The sequence below is a fragment of the Polaromonas sp. P5_D5 genome, assembly GCF_054049435.1.
Window position 1 is genome coordinate 183,341 of record NZ_JBFUMJ010000006.1, and the last position, 17,927, is coordinate 201,267.

Sequence of the window (17,927 nt, forward strand, 5' to 3'; positions counted from 1 at the left end):
CGCGGCTGCTTTTGTAAAATGCCCCTACAGGCCCGAAGAGGCCGGCCGTCATATCGATGGTGGGACAATGGCGGTTCGCATTACATATTTACTGGTTCGTGATGAATTCTGATTTGATTAATCTTTTTGCCGAGACATTTGGCATCAGCGAAGAAAAACTGCTGCCGGATGCCACGCTGGAGAGCCTGGGTCTTGACTCCCTCGCCGTCATCGAATTTCTGTTCCAGATTGAAGACCAGTTTGGCATCCAGATTCCGGACCAGGCCAGCCCGCCGCGCACCCTCGCCGAAATGGTCCAGCTGATTGAGCCCCTGCTGCCATCAGGCAAGCCTGCCGCCTGAGCCCTGCCGGGCCCGCCAGACCGCCCATGCGTCGCGTAGCCATCACGGGTCTTGGCGTTGTTTCCGCCGTTGGAACCGGCACTCCCGCATTCTTCGGGTCCCTGCTTTCCGCCCGCTCCGGCATCCGGGGCATTGACATTGGCTTTCCCACCGGCAGCGAAAGCGTGCTGGCCGGCGCCGTCCAGTTCGACCCGGACCAGCATTTCCCTCGCGCCCGTCTCCTGACCATGGACCGGGTCAGCCAGCTCGCAGTGGTGGCTGGCCGCGAAGCCATGGCGCAGGCTGGATGGGGCCCTGAGGGCGGCTTCGCACCCGAGCGTTTCGGCGTCTCGCTGGGCACAGGCAGCGGCGGCGCAGGATCGACGGATGTGGCTTACACGGCATTGCTGGAGCAAAAAGTGGCGCGGCTGCGCCCCATGACGGTCGTGCTGGCCATGCACAACGCCATTGCCGCCCATGTGTCCATGGAGTTCGGGTTGAAGGGCCCCAGCAGCACAGTTTCCAATGCCTGCGCATCGTCGGCCACCTCCATTGGCGAAGCTTTCCGGCAGATCCGCCACGGTTATGCCGACGCCATGCTGGCCGGAGGTTCCGAGGCATTGCTGAACCGCGGCACCATCAAGGCCTGGCAAGCCATGCACACGCTGGCCAAGCCCCATGCCGAAGGCGCCGAAACCTCGTGCCGTCCATTTTCGGTTGACCGCTCCGGTCTGGTGCTGGCCGAAGGCGCCGCCATGCTGGTCCTGGAAGAATGGGAAAGCGCCAAACGGCGCGGCGCCAATATCCTGGCCGAACTTTGCGGCTACGCATCCACCACCGACGCCCATCACCTGACGCAGCCCGACGCCCAGGGGCAATCACTCGCCATGACGCTGGCGCTGAAAGACGCGGGACTGCAGGCCGCCGACATCGGTTACCTCAATGCCCACGGAACCGCCACCGATGTCGGTGATGTCATCGAAACCAGCGCCATCAAGCTGGCCTTCAAGGACCTGGCCGGGCGCCTGCCCATCAGCTCCAGCAAAGGGGTGCACGGCCACGCCATGGGCGCTGCGGGCGCCATGGAATTCATTGCGAGTGTGATGGCACTGCGCGCGGGGCAGCTGCCGCCAACAGCATTCCTGGTGAACCCCGATCCGCGTTGTGACCTGGACTACATACCGCTGGAAGCGCGCGATGCGAACGGCCTGCGCGCGGTGATGTCCAACTCGTTTGCCTTTGGCGGCTCCAACGCCGTGCTGGTGGCGAAGTCCGCCTGAGGGCGATCATCACCCTCCGAAGAAGAGCCGGCCGGGCTCTCCCAGATACCGGCTGATATCAGCGGATCAGCGCGTGGCGCGGATTTTTTTCACCAGGGCCGTCGTCGAATAGCCATCCACAAACGGGATCGCCCGGGCGCTGCCGCCATACGCCTTGACCACCGCGGTCTCTGCCAGTTTGTCCATGTCGTAGTCTCCGCCCTTCACCAGCAGATCCGGCTGGAGCTCACGGATCAGTTCAAGCGGCGTGTCTTCGTCAAACCAGGTGACCAGGCTCACCGACTCCAGCGCAGCCATCATGGCGGCGCGGTCGTGTTCGTTGTTGAGCGGCCGGTCAGGGCCCTTGCCCAGCCGCCGCGCCGAGGCATCGGTGTTCAGCGCCACCACCAGGCTTGCGCCCAGCGCGCGTGCGTCGGCCAGGTAGGTGACATGCCCGCGGTGCAAGACATCAAACACCCCATTGGTAAAGACAACGGGATGCGGCATTGAAGCAAGCCGCTGCCGCGCTTCTTCGCGGGGGACTATTTTTTGCAGGAAGTGGGTAGAGGAGGGGGTAGGGGGCTCGCTGGGCATCCCGCCACTTTAACGGAAGGCCTGGACCACCACCCGGCTTCTGCCGCCCGAGGCACCCGGCCAGCGGACGTCGTGCATCAGGCGCCGGCAGGTGCCGGCTTGGCGGCGATGGACTCCGCCAGTTCCTTGGCGACTTCCTTGCGGTAGCGGTTCAGTTCCTGCACGGTCTTGAAGCTCTGGTTCAGCAGCAGGCTCAGGTTGTGCAGGATGCGTTCGACCACCTTGCCCTCCCACACCGCGTCAAACTTGATCTGCGTGTCGAGCCAGTGCTCCAGCCACTCGGGGTTGGGCAGGCGGCTCTGGATGGTGTCGCGCGGAAAAAGGCTTTTGTTCACATGCAGGTTGGTCGGGTGCAGCGCCTGGGCGGTACGCCGTGCGCTGGCCATCAGCACGCCCACCTTGGTGAAGGCGGACTTGGCTTCATTGCCGAAGTTGTTGATGGCGCGCTTCATGTAGCGCAGGTAAGCGCCACCATGGCGGGCTTCGTCCTGGCTCAGCTGGGTATAGATCTGCTTGATGACGGGTTCGGTATGCCATTCGCTGGCGCGGCGGTACCAGTGGTTCAGGCGGATCTCGCCGCAGAAATGCAGCATCAGCGTTTCCAGCGCGGGTGCGGGTTCGAACTCGAAACGCACTTCGTGCAATTCTTTTTCCGTGGGAGCGAGGTCCGGGCGGAAGCGCTTGAGGTATTCCATCAACACCAGCGAGTGTTTTTGCTCTTCAAAGAACCAGATGGACATGAAGGCCGAGAAATCGCTGTCGTCCTTGTTGTCGCGCAGGAACATTTCCGTGGCGGGCAGCGCAGACCATTCCGTGATGGCATTCATCTTGATGGTCTGGGCCTGCTCGTCGGTCAGCTTGGACGCGTCAAAACTTGCCCATGGAATGTCCTTGTCCATGTCCCAGCGGACGGATTCAAGTTGTTTGAACAGTTCGGGATAAAGCATGAGAACTCCTTCGCAAGGGATATGCAGATATATCTGCCTCGGATGTCCTGCGGGAGCATCCTGGGTACTTGTAACGATTTTAGGCGGCTAATGTGACAACGGGCGACTTATGCGCTATTTACCGGCAAATCAGGGTAATTCGGACCCCATTCCGGCGTGTTGGACCACACAAGTGCTCTTTTTCGGACTGCATTGTGCCAAATAAAGCCATGCAGACCCCGGATAGTCCGGGGCTGAATTCCCGCTGAATCCATTCACCGCGATACGGGCGTATCGTCAGGGCATGTTGTGAAACATGTATGACAGCGCCAAATAAACCTGAATCGGCCCGATCACCAGCCCGCGAGTTTAGCCAATGACTGCCACTGCCTCTTTTTGCGCCCCTCGTCAGGCGGCCCAGTTCCTTTTGCTGATCATGCTGGCTGCCCCTGCGCTGCTGGCCTCCCGCGGCGCGCTGGCAGCGCCACCGGCACCTGCCGTAGCGCCCGCCGGCTCCGCACCGGCAACCTGCCCCGCGCTGCTGCTGCAGACGTTTTTTCGGCTGCAGGATGAAAAGCCCCAGACGCTTTGTCAATACAGTGGAAAAGTGGTGGTCGTGGTCAACACCGCCAGCTTTTGCGGCTTTACCCCGCAGTACCAGGGGCTTGAAGCGCTCTATGCCAAATATAAAGACCAGGGCCTGGTGGTGCTGGGTTTTCCGTCCAATGATTTTTCGCAGGAAACGGGCAGCAACAAGGAGATCGCGGACTTCTGCGAAAACACCTTCGGCGTGAAGTTCCCCATGTTCACCAAGACCAGCGTGACCGGGAAGGACGCCAACCCCCTGTTCCAGAAGCTGGCGGCCACAACAGGCACCACACCGCGCTGGAATTTTTACAAATACGTCATTGCACGCGATGGTGTCGGCGTCACCAGCTTCAACTCCATGGCTGACCCGGCCGGCGGCGCGCTGGTCAAAGAAATCGAAAAACAGCTGGCCATCAAGCCCGCGGCCCGTTAACAAAAATTTACCTGAGGGATCTTTTATTTGCGGGAACTACCCCGCACTTGTGCTCTCATACTTCTGCAAGCGCGATTTGCCTTCACCGGTAGCGCTGGCAAGAGAACAGTTTCATTGTTGCGAAGCCTTCTGAGCCGTCCAGGTTCAGCTGCAATCCCGGGGCGCTCCTCCTCCTCCCTCCCTCCCTCGTTCGCGCCGGGGCGCTTCGCAGCATTTTTATATTCCGGCCCCCTTGCCGGGCCAGGGCCAACGCATGCGTTGCGCCCGCCTGAAGTTCACCGCCGATGGCCTGGTGGACTTTCACCGTGATGAGCGTGAAACCCGTGAAGCCCCCGCAAGAGCTATTATTTTGATAGCTGCTTGCGCTTGTTCTGATTGGGTCAGGAGCCATTTTGATGCCTGAAATCAGGCTGTCTCGACCTCAAAACACCTGAAAAGGACCGCCCAAAGAGGCGTTGAAAGAGGCCTTGAGCCTGTTTTTGAACTGCTTTCAAACGCCAATAGTAGCCAGAGCCCAATAAAGATGGGCGCAAGCAGCTATTAAATACATAGCAATATCCGGCGGCGTCTGGAGTTTGTATGCGATTTGGTGATTTGGCGTCAGCGAGAAATGTTGTCGCCTCCACCATTCAGCACCGCATCAGCCCGGCGGAATGCTTTCCGCAAAGCTGGGCCGTTGCATCAGCTTGTCCTGCAGCTTGGTCAGGTTCGGATACATCTCACGCCAGTTGATTTGCGCAAACCGCAGGTCGAGGTAGCCGAGCGCGCAGCCGACCGCGACGTCGGACAGGCTGAAGTGAATGCCGCTGCAGAACGACTTGTCGCCCAGGCCGGTGCTCATGGCCTTGAGGGTGGCTTCGATCTTGCCCATCTGGCGGTCGATCCAGGCGTCGCTGCGTTGCTTGACGCTGCGGCCGGCCCAGGTGGCTTCGAGGCGCGCCAGGATGGCGGCGTCGATCAGGCCGTCGGCCAGGGCTTCCCAGGTTTTGACTTCAGCGCGCTCGCGGCCCTGGCTGGGGATGAGCTTGCCGACAGGTGACAGGGTGTCGAGGTATTCGACGATCACGCGGGAATCAAATACGGCTTCGCCGCCTTCCATGACCAGGCAGGGCACCTTGCCGAGCGGGTTGGAGGCCTGGATGGTGGTGTTGGCTGCCCAGACATCTTCCAGGACAAACTGGTAGTCGAGCTTTTTCTCGGCCATCACTATGCGCACTTTGCGCACATAGGGGCTGGTAGCGGATCCGATGAGTTTCATGATGGTGTGAGATCGTGGTCCGGGGGAAGAGCATTCTATCGAGTAAGCCGGCAGCCGGGCTGACGGGGGTGTAACGCGCCGGGCAAGAAGATTCGCAAATATGCACATCTTTTCGGGCTCGCGGCAGCGGCTCCCGGCACGGCTGGCGCGGCAGGCACCCGGCCTACAATTGGGCCATGAGCTCTTCCCCCCCCTTTTCCACGATCAACGCCCTGTCCCCGCTGGACGGCCGCTATGCGAACAAACTGAACCAGTTACGTCCCCTGATGTCCGAACAGGGCTATATGCACCGCCGCGTTCAGGTCGAAGTGGCGTGGTTCATCGCGCTTTCCGATGCCAAATTCGCCGAATTCAAGCCGCTGAGCCCGGGCGCCCGCACTTATTTGCTGGGTCTGGTCAAAAACTTCTCGGAGGCCGATGCGTCGGCCATCAAGGAAATCGAAAAAACCACCAACCATGACGTGAAAGCCGTCGAGTACTGGATCAAGTCGAAATTCGAAGCCCGGCCGGAGCTGCAGGGCGCCAGCGAATTTGTGCACTTTGCCTGCACCAGCGAAGACATCAACAACACCAGCCACGCGCTGCAGCTTAAAAGCAGCCGCGACCTGGTGGTGTTGCCGGCGCTGGACAAGGTCATTGCGCAGCTGCGCGAAATGGCCCACATCTATGCCGAAGAACCCATGCTGAGCCGCACGCACGGCCAGACGGCCAGCCCGACCACGGTCGGCAAGGAAATCGCCAACGTGGTGGTGCGCCTGGCCAATGCGCGTGACAAGATCGCCGGCATCAAGCTGATGGCCAAGATGAACGGCGCGGTGGGCAACTACAACGCGCATCTCTCGGCCTGGCCCGACTTCGACTGGGAGGCCTTCAGCCGCAACGTGATCGAAACGCCGGAACCACTGGGCCTGGGCCTGACCTTCCAGCCCTACAGCATCCAGATCGAGCCGCACGACTACATGGCCGAGCTGTTTGACGCGGTAGCCCGCACCAACACCATCCTGATCGACCTGGCCCGCGACATCTGGGGCTACGTGAGCGTGGGCTACTTCAAGCAGCGCCTGAAAGACGGCGAGATCGGTTCCTCGACCATGCCGCACAAGGTCAACCCGATTGACTTCGAAAACGCCGAGGGCAACCTGGGCCTGGCCAACGCGTTGCTGCGCCACCTGAGCGAAAAGCTGCCGATTTCCCGCTGGCAGCGCGACCTGACCGACTCGACCGTGCTGCGCAACATGGGCGTGGCGCTGGGCTACGCCGTGCTGGCCTACAACTCAATGGGTGTGGGGCTGAACAAGCTCGAACTCAACCGCGAAGCGCTGGGCGACGACCTGAACGCCTCCTGGGAAGTGCTGGCCGAACCGATCCAGACGGTGATGCGCCGTTACGGCGTGCAGGGCGCTTACGAGAAGTTGAAGGAAGTCACGCGCGGCAAAACCGTGAAGGCCGAAGACCTGCACGCGTTGATCCGTTCGCTGGAAATTCCTGCAGCGGAGAAGGAACGCCTGCTGAAGATGACGCCCGGCAGCTATGTCGGCATGGCTGCCGAACTGGCCAAGAGGGTCTAACCCCCGTCCAGGCTCACTGCGTGTAGCCTGTTCCCCCCTTGCAAGGGGGCGGCGCCTGCGGTCTGGCAAAGCCAGTCCCGCGGCACCTCTGGTTGTGCCCCCAGAACTCTTCGAGCAAGCAGGGGCCGCGGAACCGGCTTTGCCGGGCCGCAGGCGCCGTCCCCTGCAAGGGGAAAAGGGCTACACGCAGTGAGCCCGATAGGGGTGCGCCCATTGTTCGGCTTTGCCGGGCCACAGGCGGGCGGCCCCCTCCGGGGGCAGCGACCCACACGAAGTGGGGGAGCGTGGGGGTGCTTACCCCACCGTGGGGGCTAATCCACAATTCCAGCACTGCTCAAAGCCACCTTCAACGACTTCACCGCAGACGCACAGCCAGCGCCGCTGCGGCATATTTTGCAGGTGGTCGAGCAACTCGCGCGCGCGGGGTTCTTCTTCGTGGTGGGTGAGCCAGACTTCGGGCTGGCATTGGTCGGGTGGAAGCTCCCCGGCGACGCTGCCCAAAAAATAGCGCTGCACGCTGGCGGCAATACCGGCCTGCTGCAACACGTCGACCCACAGCGCGGCGATGGCGATATTAGGGGCGCGCGTCAGTCGGAGCATGCCGTCAGTGTAGCGGGATCACTATCAAATTCATAGCTGCTTGCGCTTGCTGTGTATGGGCCAGGAGCCAAAAAGTCTTAATTTTTTGGCGCGACTGCCGGCGCCTCCGCGGTGGCATCTTTCTGTGCGTCCTTGTCCTTGTTTTCAAGGGCGCGGTCAGCGTAGCGGCCAAACCGCCAGGCAGTTGCTTCCTGCGTGATGCGCCGCCAGGTACCGCGTTTCTCGGCGGGCGTCATCTCGGGCCAGTGCTGTACTTCGTCAAACGTGCGGCCGCAACCCTTGCACAGGGCATCTCCCTGGCTGGTTGAACAAATGGCAATGCAGGGCGTGTCGGCGGTTGTGTCATACCAGGTCCGCCACGCCGCCAGTGCCTTGGGCGGAAAGCTTTTTTCGTCGGCCTCGTCCTCATGGTAAAAAACCAGGAGCGCGTAGACCTCGGCGAGCGCACGCAACTCGGGCGCCAGCGTCACCCCGTCGGGCGAAGGTTTTTTGTCACGCCAGTAATTGATGGCGGCTTCAATATCGGTGATGTGGATGCCGGGCATGGAACGGTGGGTCTAAGGGGCTGCCGCTGAGCGGATGGAGCGAGCGCAAGGAGGCGAAGAAAGGCGAGGAAGCAAAGAGGCAGCGCCGGGCCATTCATTATCGGCCAGACGGGCGGGCCAGCCGCCTATGGGGGAAATTGGGGCATGTCCCCGCATCGCGCCGCTGCGCGGCAAAGACCGGGTTGCAAAAAATCTTTTTTTATTGTCAAATACCCAGACGAAGGGGAGTAACTCCCTCGTTTTGCTGCAATATACGAAAACAGACACCACAGCAAAATCGCTAACAACAAGTCGTCATTACGAAGTTGACACTTCCGGCTTGTTGGGCATGCAGCGACACTGCATGTCGAGCCAGACCTTCGATTGAAACCTGAACAGGTTTGATCGAGGTATCTGCGGCGTCCATTGGCGCCGACCCCAGCCACCCATCACACCCGTTCCGGTTTCACGAAGCCGGGAATCCGTCGTGCGCCGTCGCGCGGATTTCCAAGTCGAAACTTGACATGGAGTGTGACGTGGAACTATTTACTACCCCCTGGTGGTCCGCCCTGCTGGCGATCATCCTCATTGACCTGGTGCTCGCCGGCGACAACGCCATCGTGATCGCACTGGCCGCGCGCAACCTGCCATCCCACCTGCAGAAAAAAGCCATCGTCTGGGGTACGGTCGGCGCCATTGTGGTCCGCTCTGCCATGACGGTTGGCGTAGTGTGGTTGCTGAAAATTCCCGGCCTGATGCTGGTGGGCGGCCTGGGGCTGCTGTGGATTGCCTACAAGCTGCTGGCCGACCAGGGCGACAAGGAGCACGACGGCCCGGTTGCCCACACCTTCTGGGGCGCCATGAAAACCATCGTGGTGGCCGACGCCCTGATGGGCATCGACAACGTGCTGGGCGTGGCCGGTGCTGCGCACGGCTCGTTTGACCTGGTGGTCATCGGCCTGCTGGTCAGCATCCCGATCGTGGTGTTTGGCAGCACCATGGTGCTCAAGCTGGTGGAGCGTTTCCCCATCATCATCAATATCGGCGCCGCCGTTCTGGCCTTTACCGCCGCGAAGATGATTGTGAGCGAGCAGCTGCTCGACCCGATCTACGGCGGCCCGGGCACCATGCCTTCGGCTGAAACCCTGCACCTTGCAGCGCAGTGGGCAACCTACGCCCTTGCGGTGGCAGGCGTGCTGGGCGCAGGGTGGTGGGCCACACGACGCTCACGGTCCGCGCAGGATGCCGACCTGATTCCACATTGAAACCAGCAACCCGTGGGGGGCGTATGCCCCTCTTTCAGCCAGCAAGCTTCTAAAACGACGACAACTCAAGGAGAACTTTATGGACAACATCATTGTGTACATTGACGATGCCGCATATGCCCTGCAGATGCTGCAACCCATGCTGCCGGCCGGCGAGGCCCACAGCCCTACTCGCTGGATCGTGGTCGGCTGCGCACCCCGCGTGACGCACCGCGTCAGCAAATGGGTAACACACAGTGCGCGGGAAAGCTGGCGCGGCAAGTGGGCCGAAAAGGTGTTCGCACAGTTGACGCCTCTTCTTCAAAAAGAAGGCAACACCGTGTTGACCCAGCTGGCGCAGGCCACCCTGATCACCCAGACCGAGGGCCTCATCAAGCAGTATGGCGTTGCACGCGTGCTGGATGCCCGGCGGCCGAAATTCGGCCAGGACATGCAACCGGTCACGGCAACGCAGGCCCAGGAAAGCCACGGCATCCTGGGTTATGCCACGGCACTGGCAGGTGCCGGGCTGCTGGTCGCAAGCGACTGACGGCTTTCACTTCGTGCTGAAGTCGGGAGGGCCACCTCCCCGGCTTGATCCGCTGAATCGGGTTGCACACGGACACAAAAGACCGTGTACAACCCCGGGCACGCGGCTTCTGCTTGCCAGGGGGATGGGGGCCGAATCGGGCAGGCCGGTGGTATTCTTTGCCCATGAAACTTATCCTCAAATGGCTTTTAAGCGCAGCGGCCTTGCTGGCCGTTGCCTATCTCTACCCCGGGGTCGTGGTGACCAGCTTCACCGGCGCGCTGATTGCCGCGGCGGTGCTCGGTGCGCTCAACATGGTGGTGCGCCCGATCCTGGTTCTGCTGACGCTGCCCGTCACGCTGGTGACGCTGGGCTTGTTCCTGTTTGTCATCAACGCGCTGATGTTCTGGGCCGCGGCCAGCCTGATCAGCAGTCTGAACGTCACGGGTTTTGCCGCAGCGCTGATAGGCTCACTGATTTATTCGGTGCTGCAGCTAGCGATCGACTTTGTCCTGGAGCGCCTGCTCTTTAACAAGTAGTTCGGTCTGACGGGTTCGTGTGTCGATGATCGAACCCTCCACGTAATCTGCGTTGCCGGGGTTGCTGCGCATCAAGCCCTGCGCCGCCTTGAAGCGGTCCAGCGCCGCCGGGTAGTCCAGCTGGGCGGCGCGGCTTTCCGCATCAGCGCGAATCGCCTGAACCTGCTTGTTTTGCTTGCCGTACGCGACCGCAAGCAGCTGCCAGGCCATCGCGTCCTTGGGATGCAGCGTCACCCAGCTTTGTAGCCGGCCCGAAACGTCCTGCGCACGGTTCGCGGCCATCAACGACTGGGACTGCAGCAGTACCTCAGCGCGAGATGTCGCCCTGGAAATGTCGGCAGATGCCGCTGTCGGGGGAACCAAGCCGGCCATCAAGTCAATTTCAACGGCCAGCAGATCCACCGCATTGGCGGCATGCGGCGCACCCACAGCAAGCGGTTTCAACCGTTCCAGCAAGCTTTTCGCCGTGGTGAAATCGCGCAGCCGGGCCGCCGCAAAAGCGCCACCATACACAACTCCAGCATCACGCACATTGTCGGCCGTGGGAAGCGGTTGCAGTGCGGCAACAGGGCCTGTCTGGCGCTGGGCCTCCGCCACCATGGAGCGCAGAACATCAACCCCCGGGGCTGCCAGGATGCGCGCCCGCGATGCCATCATGGCGTGTAACACGCGGGCTCTGCCGGCCTCGGTTTCTTTTTCGCGCGAGGGTTTTGCCGCGTCCGTTGAAGACAGTTGCACGCGCGCCCGCGCTTCGGCAATTCGCTCGGTCGTCAACGGATGGGATCTCAAATAGGGAAAGGAGCCGTTGTCGTTCAGGCGCGAGGCCTGCTGCAGCTTTTCGAACATGGCCGAAACACCGCGGCTTTCAAAACCCGCATCGGTCATGACCCCGAAACCCACGCGGTCGGCCTCCCGCTCCATGTCCCTGGAAAAGTTGAGCTGGTTCTGCATCGCGACCGCCTGCCCGCCGACCACGGCGGCGCTGCCGGCATTGCTGCTCTTCCCGGCAGCCAGCACGCCAAGAATCATGGCGGCAATCATCCAGGGGGTCTGGCGCGACTGTTGCGTCAGCATGCGCGCAATGTGCCGCTGGGTCACATGGCTGAGTTCATGGCCCATCACTGCGGCCACCTCATCGGAACTGCTCACCGCGGCCAGCAGGCCCAGGTGCACGCCAAAGTAGCCCCCGGGCAATGCAAAGGCATTGATGCTGCGGTCCCGGATCAGAAAAACCTGCCAGGCAAAACGCTCTTCAAGTTCGGCATTGAGCTCGCCCCGGGCCCTTGCGGCGGCTACCAGCGGCAACCAGATACTCTGGAGGTAATCGCCGAGCACCGGATCATCAATGTAGTCAGGGTCGCGGTAGATGCTGACGGCGATGCGGTCTCCAATACGGCGCTCTGCTGCCGCTGCGAGGTCGGAAGTTTCACCCAGCGATGGCAATGAACCCGTTGAGCCTCCGGTCGTACCGACGGGCGCCTGAGCCAGCGAGGAACCGCCCAAAGCCATGAAAACAATGCAGGCCAGAGCAAGGCGGTTCAGGGCCGGACGCGGCTTCACGGACACAGTTCGCCTAGAAGGAGTCAATGGGTACAAATGCAATTACCTCTGCGGTTTTGGTATCGATGAGGACAGTCCAAAAAGTCTTGCGCCCGATCATTGGAATATAGCCAATATCGCTAATCTTGCGACCCGATGCCAACGCTGATGCCAATGCGTTATCGATACCAACAATGTCCGCAGGAAAACGGGTTTTGAGTTCTGCAAGAGGCTTGGCCTGTCTCAGGATCTGGGGCTTGGCCATTTCATAGTTTTGCCATAGATCGGGACGAGCACCCAGAGGCGCGCCGTCCAGCGCCGCCATGGTTGCGTCGAAACTTTCCTTGGCGTCCTTGAACTCCCGCACTGACAACAGTGTCGGCCCGGTCAACGGCAGTTGCCGCAGCCCTTCAGGCGCAAGAGAAAGAAGCCCCGGGTCAACTTCAATGGCATGAACCACCCGAAAACGGTCGAATTCAAAAACCAGATGCACAGGACGGGCCACTGCAACCGTCCAGAGACCGTAAGCAAGCGCGGCCAACTGCAACAGCCCGATCACACACAAATCCAGACACAACTCCTTACGCGGCTTGGCGGTGTTGAACACGGCAAGGGTCATCAGCGGGCCCATGATCACATCCACCACAATGACCAACAGGAAGAGCTCGCGCCCCCCGGATATCTCGCGATAGGGATAGGGATACCAAATGATAAAAACCAGCAAAGCCGCGCACAAGGCTATTGCCAGGCTAACACCTAGATGAATACCGGAAGCCTTAAGCCGGCTCCTCCAAAACTTTGGATTTTTGAACATGGTCTTATGATGATGGATACATGTAAAGGTTCTTGCCGCAAGATGTCCGACCCAACACTCACTCATTTTGACGCTCAGGGCCAGGCCCATATGGTGGATGTATCCGGCAAAACTGCCACGCACCGTGTGGCCATCGCGCAGGGCCGTATAGTAATGAATTCAGCGACGCTGTCCATCATCCTTGCCGGTAGCGCAAAAAAAGGGGATGTGCTGGGCATTGCTCGCGTCGCCGGGATCATGGCGGCCAAAAGAACCAGCGACCTGATACCGCTATGTCATCCTTTGGCTTTGACACGGGTAACCATCAAATTCACCCCGGATGAGAAAGTCTCCTGCATCGCCTGTTCCGCAACAGTAGAGACCGTTGGTCCAACGGGCGTCGAAATGGAAGCACTGACTGCGGTGCAAATTTCTCTCTTGACGATCTATGACATGTGCAAGGCCGTAGATCGAAGCATGACCATCACCGACGTGCATGTGCTTGAGAAACACGGCGGTAAATCAGGCAGTTTCGTCCACGAGCCCTTGTAGTACCGTCCTCATCTGGCGGCCGCCGCTCCCGTCGGTGGCGCCTGCCCCGGTACAAATTTGCTGTTTTGCCGCGTCCATTGTGCGTATTCCGTCGGGAAAGCGGCCTTGTAACGCGCCAGATGCTCGACAGCTACATCATCAGAGCCGAGCATCACTGCACTTTCAATGAGCTTTTCGATAACTCGTGGCTCCGGCGAATAATGCAGCAATGCGCTTGCGGTATTAAATGTCCATTGGGCGTTTGCCGGAGTCAGAGGCGTGAGAGATATCTGGGCAAAGCGCACTTGATCGGCGAATAGCCACGAGCCCTCAATTTTGGCAAGCGTGTCGCTGCGATAGACGGCAGATCGTTCGTCCACGGGAAGATAGATCTGGCTGACGCGGCGATAGTCCCACGCAGCATAGACAACGGCTATTGCCAGAGCACCTCCCAGCAAAGGCATGCCTATGACCGATACACGGCGGGCTAATACAGGTTTTGGCAGATTCGCCGCCATCGGGGCCGCATTCTCCCGCCTCCAGAGCATTGCGATGCAAAGACAGAAAGCCATCTGAAATGGGCCATACCATAGCGGATATTCGAGCATGCTGTGGAGCAGAATCACTAGAAGCACGGTCCATGCGAGCTGGCGTGTCGGATTAGTTTCGCGCCATGGTGCACGGCGGATTGTCCAATACGCAAAGGCACCGCAAACGAATAGCGACGCGGGAAGCCCTAGCTCAACAGCCAGTTGCAGAGGTAAGTTGTGCGCGTTGTCGAGTATTTGACAGAACCGGGGACCGTTGTAAAGGGTGATGTAATGCGCGTAATCCAGTTCACCCCATCCCCAGCCAAACCACGGTTTTTGGGCAATCAGATTCAACACGTTCGACCAGAGCGTCCAGCGGCTAACGCAGAGTTCATCGCCGGCCAGAAATCGGGCTGCCGCCCCGTACAACAAGGGATCCAGCCCGGCCATCCATGGGAGGAAGAGTATGCCCAACACGTACACAGCCACTGATACCCATAGCAGCCGGCGAACGCGGGGTAGTCGCATCGCCCCCCAGTACCACCACAATCCAGCTACGAAAAATAGCTGAACCATTCCCGTGCGGGAGGAAGAAGCGGCATTTCCCAACGCAAGTACTCCCGCAGCCGAGACAAGTGCAAGTAACCGCCAGCTGTAGGCCTTCACAGCGGGGCCACGGGGCCCCGTATCCTTCGTCACCCACCAAATCACGGCAGCCAGGGAAATATTGCTAAGGGTGGCAAATTGATTGCGCTGGCGCAAGTTTGCGAAGGCCTCACCCAGTCCGGCATTGGCCACCCAGGGGGCGAGGGCATCGGCATGCCCGGAGTATTGCAACAAGGCAAAGATGCTGCTGATCGTCCCCGCCAGAAGCCATGCCAGGGAAACCGGGGCTGTCCAGTACCCGCAAAACGGAGCCTCGCTCGTCGCCTTATCCTTATATATATTCGGCAAGAAGGAGTGAAGAAACATCAGGCCAGCACCAGCGGCGAGACTCATCAGCAACGGAACAACATTGGGGGAGGGCCCTCCCGCGATTGGATTAAGCCAGGGCAACGTGATGAGTAAGGTAACGAGCCCCTTCCATGTGCCAGCAAGAAGCTTCCCTTTTCCTGTCACCATCACCTGTCGCAATCCATCACAGGCGATTTAGCTCTATAGCACGCGTTCACTTGCACTGGATAGGTCAGCTTCTCTGGCATATCTCGTTGTTTTTTTAACTGGTACAGYTGATGGTAAATTCATTTTTCCGGGGGCATCGCAGGAAACTGGATATCCGAAAGTTGTGGCCATTTACTTTTGGATAGCTCCGTCCACGACATTCTTGCCTCAGAACATGTTGCAACCGGATGCAGGCTGCAAAGAAGTTGCAGCGCACGTTTTGCTTCCACTTTATCTCCATTCAAACCCGCAGCCGTAGCATAGCGAAACAATGCGGAGGAATATGCATATCGCCTTGATACTTCTCGCATCCAGTTCAACTGCTCTGCTGTCATACCGGGGCTAGCCTGGGTTCGCGTAAAGCGGAGTAATTCCTCCAGTTGGTTTAACAATAGCGCCCGTGCCGGCGGGGATACATTGTTCCCAATGCGCGCTTCCTCATAGCGCATGTTTTGCCAGTCCTCTTCAAATGCCGGATATTCCCTTAAAACAAGAATAAAGAGGACCGCCGTCGCGATAACGATAGAAATCAATGCCGGACGTACTATCCGCTTGGCAGCCCACGGGCGCCAATCACGCAGGACCCAACCGGAGTTAGCATTCAAAACTCCCATCCAAAAGCCGACAGGAAACAGAAAGTAAGCGTAGTTCAAGGGCAATTCAACCATGGCGTGACTGAACACAAAACCCACACCGAGCAAAAGACACCAAGACAAGGCGTCATGAACTTTGCGATATTGCAAAAAAAACCAGCCCGAGAGCAACAGCACAACAGCGAGCCCTATAGGTAGTCCATTCCACAATATCAAGTCAAGAAAAAGATTGTGAGAGCTCTCAAAAAAGGTGTGTGTTGGCGGATAGGCCAATGCGGTAGCTTGTTGCGCCGCAGGTATCTGCCCCCAACCATACCCCTGCCATGGCGCCAGAGAAATTGCTTTCAGCATGGACTCCCAGTAAATGGTTCTTACGCCGGGGTTAAGCCGATCCACCGCACTGGTCACTCCATCGCCTAGCAGTAGCCATTCGTTAATCGAAGACCACATCAAAGAGATAACCAGGTAAAACGAAGCGACCGCAGCAATGCCCTCCCACTTGACGCGCAATTGACATCGTCGTCGTAGCGTTATGAACAGAAGCAGAAACCAGCACCACGCCAATAACACGGAGCGAGAGCCAGTCATGACAAGCCCAAATGCCAGCAGGAAAGCAGCTATCAGACCTATAGATGGGCGAATTTTCCCGGCTTCGAATAGAAACAGAAGCCCTGTAAGGCTGAGGAGCAGGAGCGTTGCGAAATGGTTAGGTTGCGCCAAATTCGCGTAAACACGGGCATTCGGGGGGAGTTCGATCAAAAAGAGTCCCAGCAACCGAAGGTCCAGCCACTGGTGAAATGCAATTCCCATGGAAACAATTCCAGCCAGCAGAATGGCGACCCACAACGCCGTAATGCGGGTGAGGTCGATTAAATCTTTATCGCTCGACCTTGCGTAGCGAAAACCCGTCAAAACGACCAGCCCGAACCCAGACAGGTAGAGGAACGCCATCAGGGCATCACTCCGATAAACAATCAGCCCCGTACCCAATTGAAAAAATGGAACTACTGCCAGGGCCCAAGCGGCCACCGCCAGTATTGGCACATTCACTGTTCTGTAAAAGGCCACCCACATAACCAGAGGCAAAAAAGCCACCGCCATCGCCGATTCCTGATGCGCAGAGAGCCAGGGAGAGTAATGATTCGGCAACAGATACGCAAGGAATGCCAACACAGACAACCATGCAAATAGCCTGACTCGCACTGAAGTTTCAGAAATCAACTGTCGGACTCCATCGGACAACTTTTGCCCAAATAAAAGCGGCGCGTCAAAGACGCGCCGCTTGTTAACCCATGAATTGCTGCGTTACGCAGCAATCAGGTTTTAGCCCCGGCAAGAACCTGGGAGGTATTTCGTAGGCATTGCGGTACCCGTCGATCCGGGGCCACACACCCACTTGAAGATGGTTGCGCCAACATCGGTGCTCGTCAACGTAGCGGTGGAATCCTTGAACGGAACCAGTTGAACTGTTTTATTAGCAGCGTCCTTCAGGTCAGGCGCATTGGTCGCATCCATCGTGAGAACAGTGATTTTACCGACAGCATCCGTTACGATGGACCAGACATATTTCGAAGGCGCGCTTGCAGCCGTACCGGCGCCGCTGGCGTTCTTTTCACAGCCCCAGTTATTGGCGATCGGCAGAACCGTACTGGCAGCAGATTGAACAGTTTCCGTGATGCTGGTACGGCACTGTGATGCAGCCAGAATCACTTCAGACACTTTCGCACGAATGGTGTAGTCCTGATAGGCAGGCAGAGCCACCGCAGCCAGGATACCGATAATCGCCACGACGATCATCAATTCGATCAGGGTAAAACCCCGTTGGATGGAACGCTTCATAAAAACTCCTTGGTTAAAAAAACTAGCTCAGGTAAAAAGCAGTTTTTGTGCCACGTCAAAAGGGCGTCTTTTCCGTGATTTTTCGAGCTCAAAAAGCCGAGAGCTTACTTTTTTGACTACCCTCTGTGAATTTCACGACACTTTTGTCATTTGAGGCGGATGAACCGGACCCTCTTGAGCGTCCGAATGCCGCTACTGACTGTGCCGGGAATACGCCACACTATGCATGCCTGCATTGCTGAATCAGATCACATCAGTTCATGCAAACCAGTACAACCCTTGTAGCCGGTCTTGCTTGCGCTTGTCACGGCTGATCGTCGATGCAGGGGGTCAATTTATCGTCCTTCCCATGGCGCACCATCCATTGAAGTTTTCAGAAATCAACTGTCGGACTCCATCGGACAACTTTTGCCCAAATAAAAGCGGCGCGTCAAAGACGCGCCGCTTGTTAACCCATGAATTGCTGCGTTACGCAGCAATCAGGTTTTAGCCCCGGCAAGAACCTGGGAGGTATTTCGTAGGCATTGCGGTACCCGTCGATCCGGGGCCACACACCCAC

At 58.8% G+C, this 17,927-nt stretch carries 18 protein-coding genes; 8 read left to right on the forward strand and 10 right to left on the reverse strand.

The features are described 5' to 3' along the window. Nucleotides 1-101: 101 nt before the first annotated feature. Nucleotides 102-341 carry an acyl carrier protein gene (locus ACXJKE_RS20565; protein WP_457282434.1) on the forward strand — a complete coding sequence of 80 codons (240 nt, stop codon included), beginning with the start codon at nucleotides 102-104 and terminating at the stop codon, nucleotides 339-341. Nucleotides 342-367: 26 nt separating this feature from the next. Next, the gene (locus ACXJKE_RS20570; RefSeq protein WP_457282435.1) at nucleotides 368-1,600 is read left to right on the forward strand and encodes a beta-ketoacyl-[acyl-carrier-protein] synthase family protein; all 1,233 of its coding nucleotides are present in this window, start codon (nucleotides 368-370) and stop codon (nucleotides 1,598-1,600) included. Between the two features lie 66 nt (nucleotides 1,601-1,666). On the opposite strand, the gene rfaE2 is transcribed toward ACXJKE_RS20570, so the two are convergent. Together rfaE2 and ACXJKE_RS20580 are read right to left on the reverse strand one after the other, a co-directional pair. Then, nucleotides 1,667-2,173 (reverse strand): D-glycero-beta-D-manno-heptose 1-phosphate adenylyltransferase, encoded by a 507-nt coding sequence (gene rfaE2, locus ACXJKE_RS20575; RefSeq protein WP_457282436.1) that lies wholly within the window; start codon nucleotides 2,171-2,173, stop codon nucleotides 1,667-1,669. Nucleotides 2,174-2,250: 77 nt separating this feature from the next. Next, nucleotides 2,251-3,120, reverse strand: coding sequence for a ferritin-like domain-containing protein (locus ACXJKE_RS20580; protein WP_457282437.1), 870 nt, complete (start codon nucleotides 3,118-3,120; stop codon nucleotides 2,251-2,253). Nucleotides 3,121-3,535: 415 nt separating this feature from the next. On the opposite strand from ACXJKE_RS20580, the gene ACXJKE_RS20585 reads away from it, so the two are divergent. Next, on the forward strand, nucleotides 3,536-4,120 hold the full coding sequence (locus ACXJKE_RS20585; RefSeq protein WP_457282460.1) for a glutathione peroxidase: 585 nt from the start codon (nucleotides 3,536-3,538) through the stop codon (nucleotides 4,118-4,120). Nucleotides 4,121-4,760: 640 nt separating this feature from the next. On the opposite strand, the gene ACXJKE_RS20590 is transcribed toward ACXJKE_RS20585, so the two are convergent. After that, nucleotides 4,761-5,378 (reverse strand): glutathione S-transferase family protein, encoded by a 618-nt coding sequence (locus ACXJKE_RS20590; RefSeq protein WP_457282438.1) that lies wholly within the window; start codon nucleotides 5,376-5,378, stop codon nucleotides 4,761-4,763. A gap of 176 nt (nucleotides 5,379-5,554) precedes the next feature. Between ACXJKE_RS20590 and purB the strand changes: the two genes are divergently transcribed. Beyond that, the gene (purB, locus tag ACXJKE_RS20595) at nucleotides 5,555-6,946 is read left to right on the forward strand and encodes an adenylosuccinate lyase (RefSeq protein WP_457282439.1); all 1,392 of its coding nucleotides are present in this window, start codon (nucleotides 5,555-5,557) and stop codon (nucleotides 6,944-6,946) included. A 294-nt stretch (nucleotides 6,947-7,240) separates the two neighbouring features. On the opposite strand, the gene ACXJKE_RS20600 is transcribed toward purB, so the two are convergent. Both ACXJKE_RS20600 and ACXJKE_RS20605 read right to left on the reverse strand, forming a co-directional pair. Then, nucleotides 7,241-7,546, reverse strand: a complete 306-nt coding sequence (locus ACXJKE_RS20600; protein ID WP_457282440.1) for a DUF2007 domain-containing protein — start codon at nucleotides 7,544-7,546, stop codon at nucleotides 7,241-7,243. 77 nt (nucleotides 7,547-7,623) lie between these two features. After that, nucleotides 7,624-8,091, reverse strand: a complete 468-nt coding sequence (locus tag ACXJKE_RS20605) for a DUF3717 domain-containing protein (RefSeq protein WP_457282441.1) — start codon at nucleotides 8,089-8,091, stop codon at nucleotides 7,624-7,626. Nucleotides 8,092-8,606: 515 nt separating this feature from the next. Here ACXJKE_RS20605 and ACXJKE_RS20610 point away from each other — a divergent pair. The 3 genes from ACXJKE_RS20610 to ACXJKE_RS20620 all read left to right on the forward strand — a co-directional run bounded on the left by ACXJKE_RS20610 (nucleotide 8,607) and on the right by ACXJKE_RS20620 (nucleotide 10,382). After that, entirely contained in the window at nucleotides 8,607-9,335 is a 729-nt protein-coding gene (locus tag ACXJKE_RS20610) for a TerC family protein (RefSeq protein WP_457282442.1), read from the forward strand. Nucleotides 9,336-9,414: 79 nt separating this feature from the next. Beyond that, on the forward strand, nucleotides 9,415-9,864 hold the full coding sequence (locus tag ACXJKE_RS20615; protein WP_457282443.1) for a hypothetical protein: 450 nt from the start codon (nucleotides 9,415-9,417) through the stop codon (nucleotides 9,862-9,864). 164 nt (nucleotides 9,865-10,028) lie between these two features. After that, on the forward strand, nucleotides 10,029-10,382 hold the full coding sequence (locus tag ACXJKE_RS20620; RefSeq protein ID WP_457282444.1) for a phage holin family protein: 354 nt from the start codon (nucleotides 10,029-10,031) through the stop codon (nucleotides 10,380-10,382). Here the strand turns inward: ACXJKE_RS20620 and ACXJKE_RS20625 are convergent. Both ACXJKE_RS20625 and tfpZ read right to left on the reverse strand, forming a co-directional pair. Next, entirely contained in the window at nucleotides 10,338-11,891 is a 1,554-nt protein-coding gene (locus ACXJKE_RS20625) for a M48 family metalloprotease (RefSeq protein WP_457282461.1), read from the reverse strand. The two genes, ACXJKE_RS20620 and ACXJKE_RS20625, sit on opposite strands and share 45 nt — an antisense overlap. Before the next feature lie 64 nt (nucleotides 11,892-11,955). Continuing rightward, entirely contained in the window at nucleotides 11,956-12,735 is a 780-nt protein-coding gene (gene tfpZ, locus ACXJKE_RS20630; protein ID WP_457282445.1) for a TfpX/TfpZ family type IV pilin accessory protein, read from the reverse strand. A 42-nt stretch (nucleotides 12,736-12,777) separates the two neighbouring features. Between tfpZ and moaC the strand changes: the two genes are divergently transcribed. Next, nucleotides 12,778-13,266 (forward strand): cyclic pyranopterin monophosphate synthase MoaC, encoded by a 489-nt coding sequence (moaC, locus tag ACXJKE_RS20635; RefSeq protein ID WP_457282446.1) that lies wholly within the window; start codon nucleotides 12,778-12,780, stop codon nucleotides 13,264-13,266. 8 nt (nucleotides 13,267-13,274) lie between these two features. Here the strand turns inward: moaC and ACXJKE_RS20640 are convergent, their stop codons facing one another. From ACXJKE_RS20640 to ACXJKE_RS20650, 3 genes are all read right to left on the reverse strand, one after another. Then, on the reverse strand, nucleotides 13,275-14,897 hold the full coding sequence (locus ACXJKE_RS20640) for a PglL family O-oligosaccharyltransferase (protein ID WP_457282462.1): 1,623 nt from the start codon (nucleotides 14,895-14,897) through the stop codon (nucleotides 13,275-13,277). Between the two features lie 119 nt (nucleotides 14,898-15,016). Beyond that, a complete protein-coding gene (locus tag ACXJKE_RS20645; RefSeq protein WP_457282447.1) occupies nucleotides 15,017-16,750 on the reverse strand; it encodes a Wzy polymerase domain-containing protein in 1,734 nt (577 codons plus the stop codon). Between the two features lie 102 nt (nucleotides 16,751-16,852). Beyond that, nucleotides 16,853-17,368: a pilin gene (locus ACXJKE_RS20650; RefSeq protein WP_457282448.1), complete on the reverse strand. Its 516-nt coding sequence runs from the start codon at nucleotides 17,366-17,368 to the stop codon at nucleotides 16,853-16,855. Between the last annotated feature and the right edge of the window lie 559 nt (nucleotides 17,369-17,927).

Bases quoted from the DNA above. Each gene is read 5' to 3' on its own strand.
- ACXJKE_RS20580 (WP_457282437.1), bottom strand. From the start codon at position 3,120: ATGCTTTATCCCGAACTGTTCAAACAACTTGAATCCGTCCGCTGGGAC.
- ACXJKE_RS20640 (WP_457282462.1), bottom strand. From the start codon at position 14,897: ATGGTGACAGGAAAAGGGAAGCTTCTTGCTGGCACATGGAAGGGGCTC.
- ACXJKE_RS20600 (WP_457282440.1), bottom strand. From the start codon at position 7,546: ATGCTCCGACTGACGCGCGCCCCTAATATCGCCATCGCCGCGCTGTGG.
- ACXJKE_RS20590 (WP_457282438.1), bottom strand. From the start codon at position 5,378: ATGAAACTCATCGGATCCGCTACCAGCCCCTATGTGCGCAAAGTGCGC.
- ACXJKE_RS20565 (WP_457282434.1), top strand. From the start codon at position 102: ATGAATTCTGATTTGATTAATCTTTTTGCCGAGACATTTGGCATCAGC.
- purB (WP_457282439.1), top strand. From the start codon at position 5,555: ATGAGCTCTTCCCCCCCCTTTTCCACGATCAACGCCCTGTCCCCGCTG.
- rfaE2 (WP_457282436.1), bottom strand. From the start codon at position 2,173: ATGCCCAGCGAGCCCCCTACCCCCTCCTCTACCCACTTCCTGCAAAAA.
- ACXJKE_RS20585 (WP_457282460.1), top strand. From the start codon at position 3,536: ATGCTGGCTGCCCCTGCGCTGCTGGCCTCCCGCGGCGCGCTGGCAGCG.
- moaC (WP_457282446.1), top strand. From the start codon at position 12,778: ATGTCCGACCCAACACTCACTCATTTTGACGCTCAGGGCCAGGCCCAT.
- ACXJKE_RS20570 (WP_457282435.1), top strand. From the start codon at position 368: ATGCGTCGCGTAGCCATCACGGGTCTTGGCGTTGTTTCCGCCGTTGGA.
- ACXJKE_RS20605 (WP_457282441.1), bottom strand. From the start codon at position 8,091: ATGCCCGGCATCCACATCACCGATATTGAAGCCGCCATCAATTACTGG.
- ACXJKE_RS20625 (WP_457282461.1), bottom strand. From the start codon at position 11,891: ATGGCTTTGGGCGGTTCCTCGCTGGCTCAGGCGCCCGTCGGTACGACC.
- ACXJKE_RS20650 (WP_457282448.1), bottom strand. From the start codon at position 17,368: ATGAAGCGTTCCATCCAACGGGGTTTTACCCTGATCGAATTGATGATC.
- tfpZ (WP_457282445.1), bottom strand. From the start codon at position 12,735: ATGTTCAAAAATCCAAAGTTTTGGAGGAGCCGGCTTAAGGCTTCCGGT.
- ACXJKE_RS20620 (WP_457282444.1), top strand. From the start codon at position 10,029: ATGAAACTTATCCTCAAATGGCTTTTAAGCGCAGCGGCCTTGCTGGCC.
- ACXJKE_RS20615 (WP_457282443.1), top strand. From the start codon at position 9,415: ATGGACAACATCATTGTGTACATTGACGATGCCGCATATGCCCTGCAG.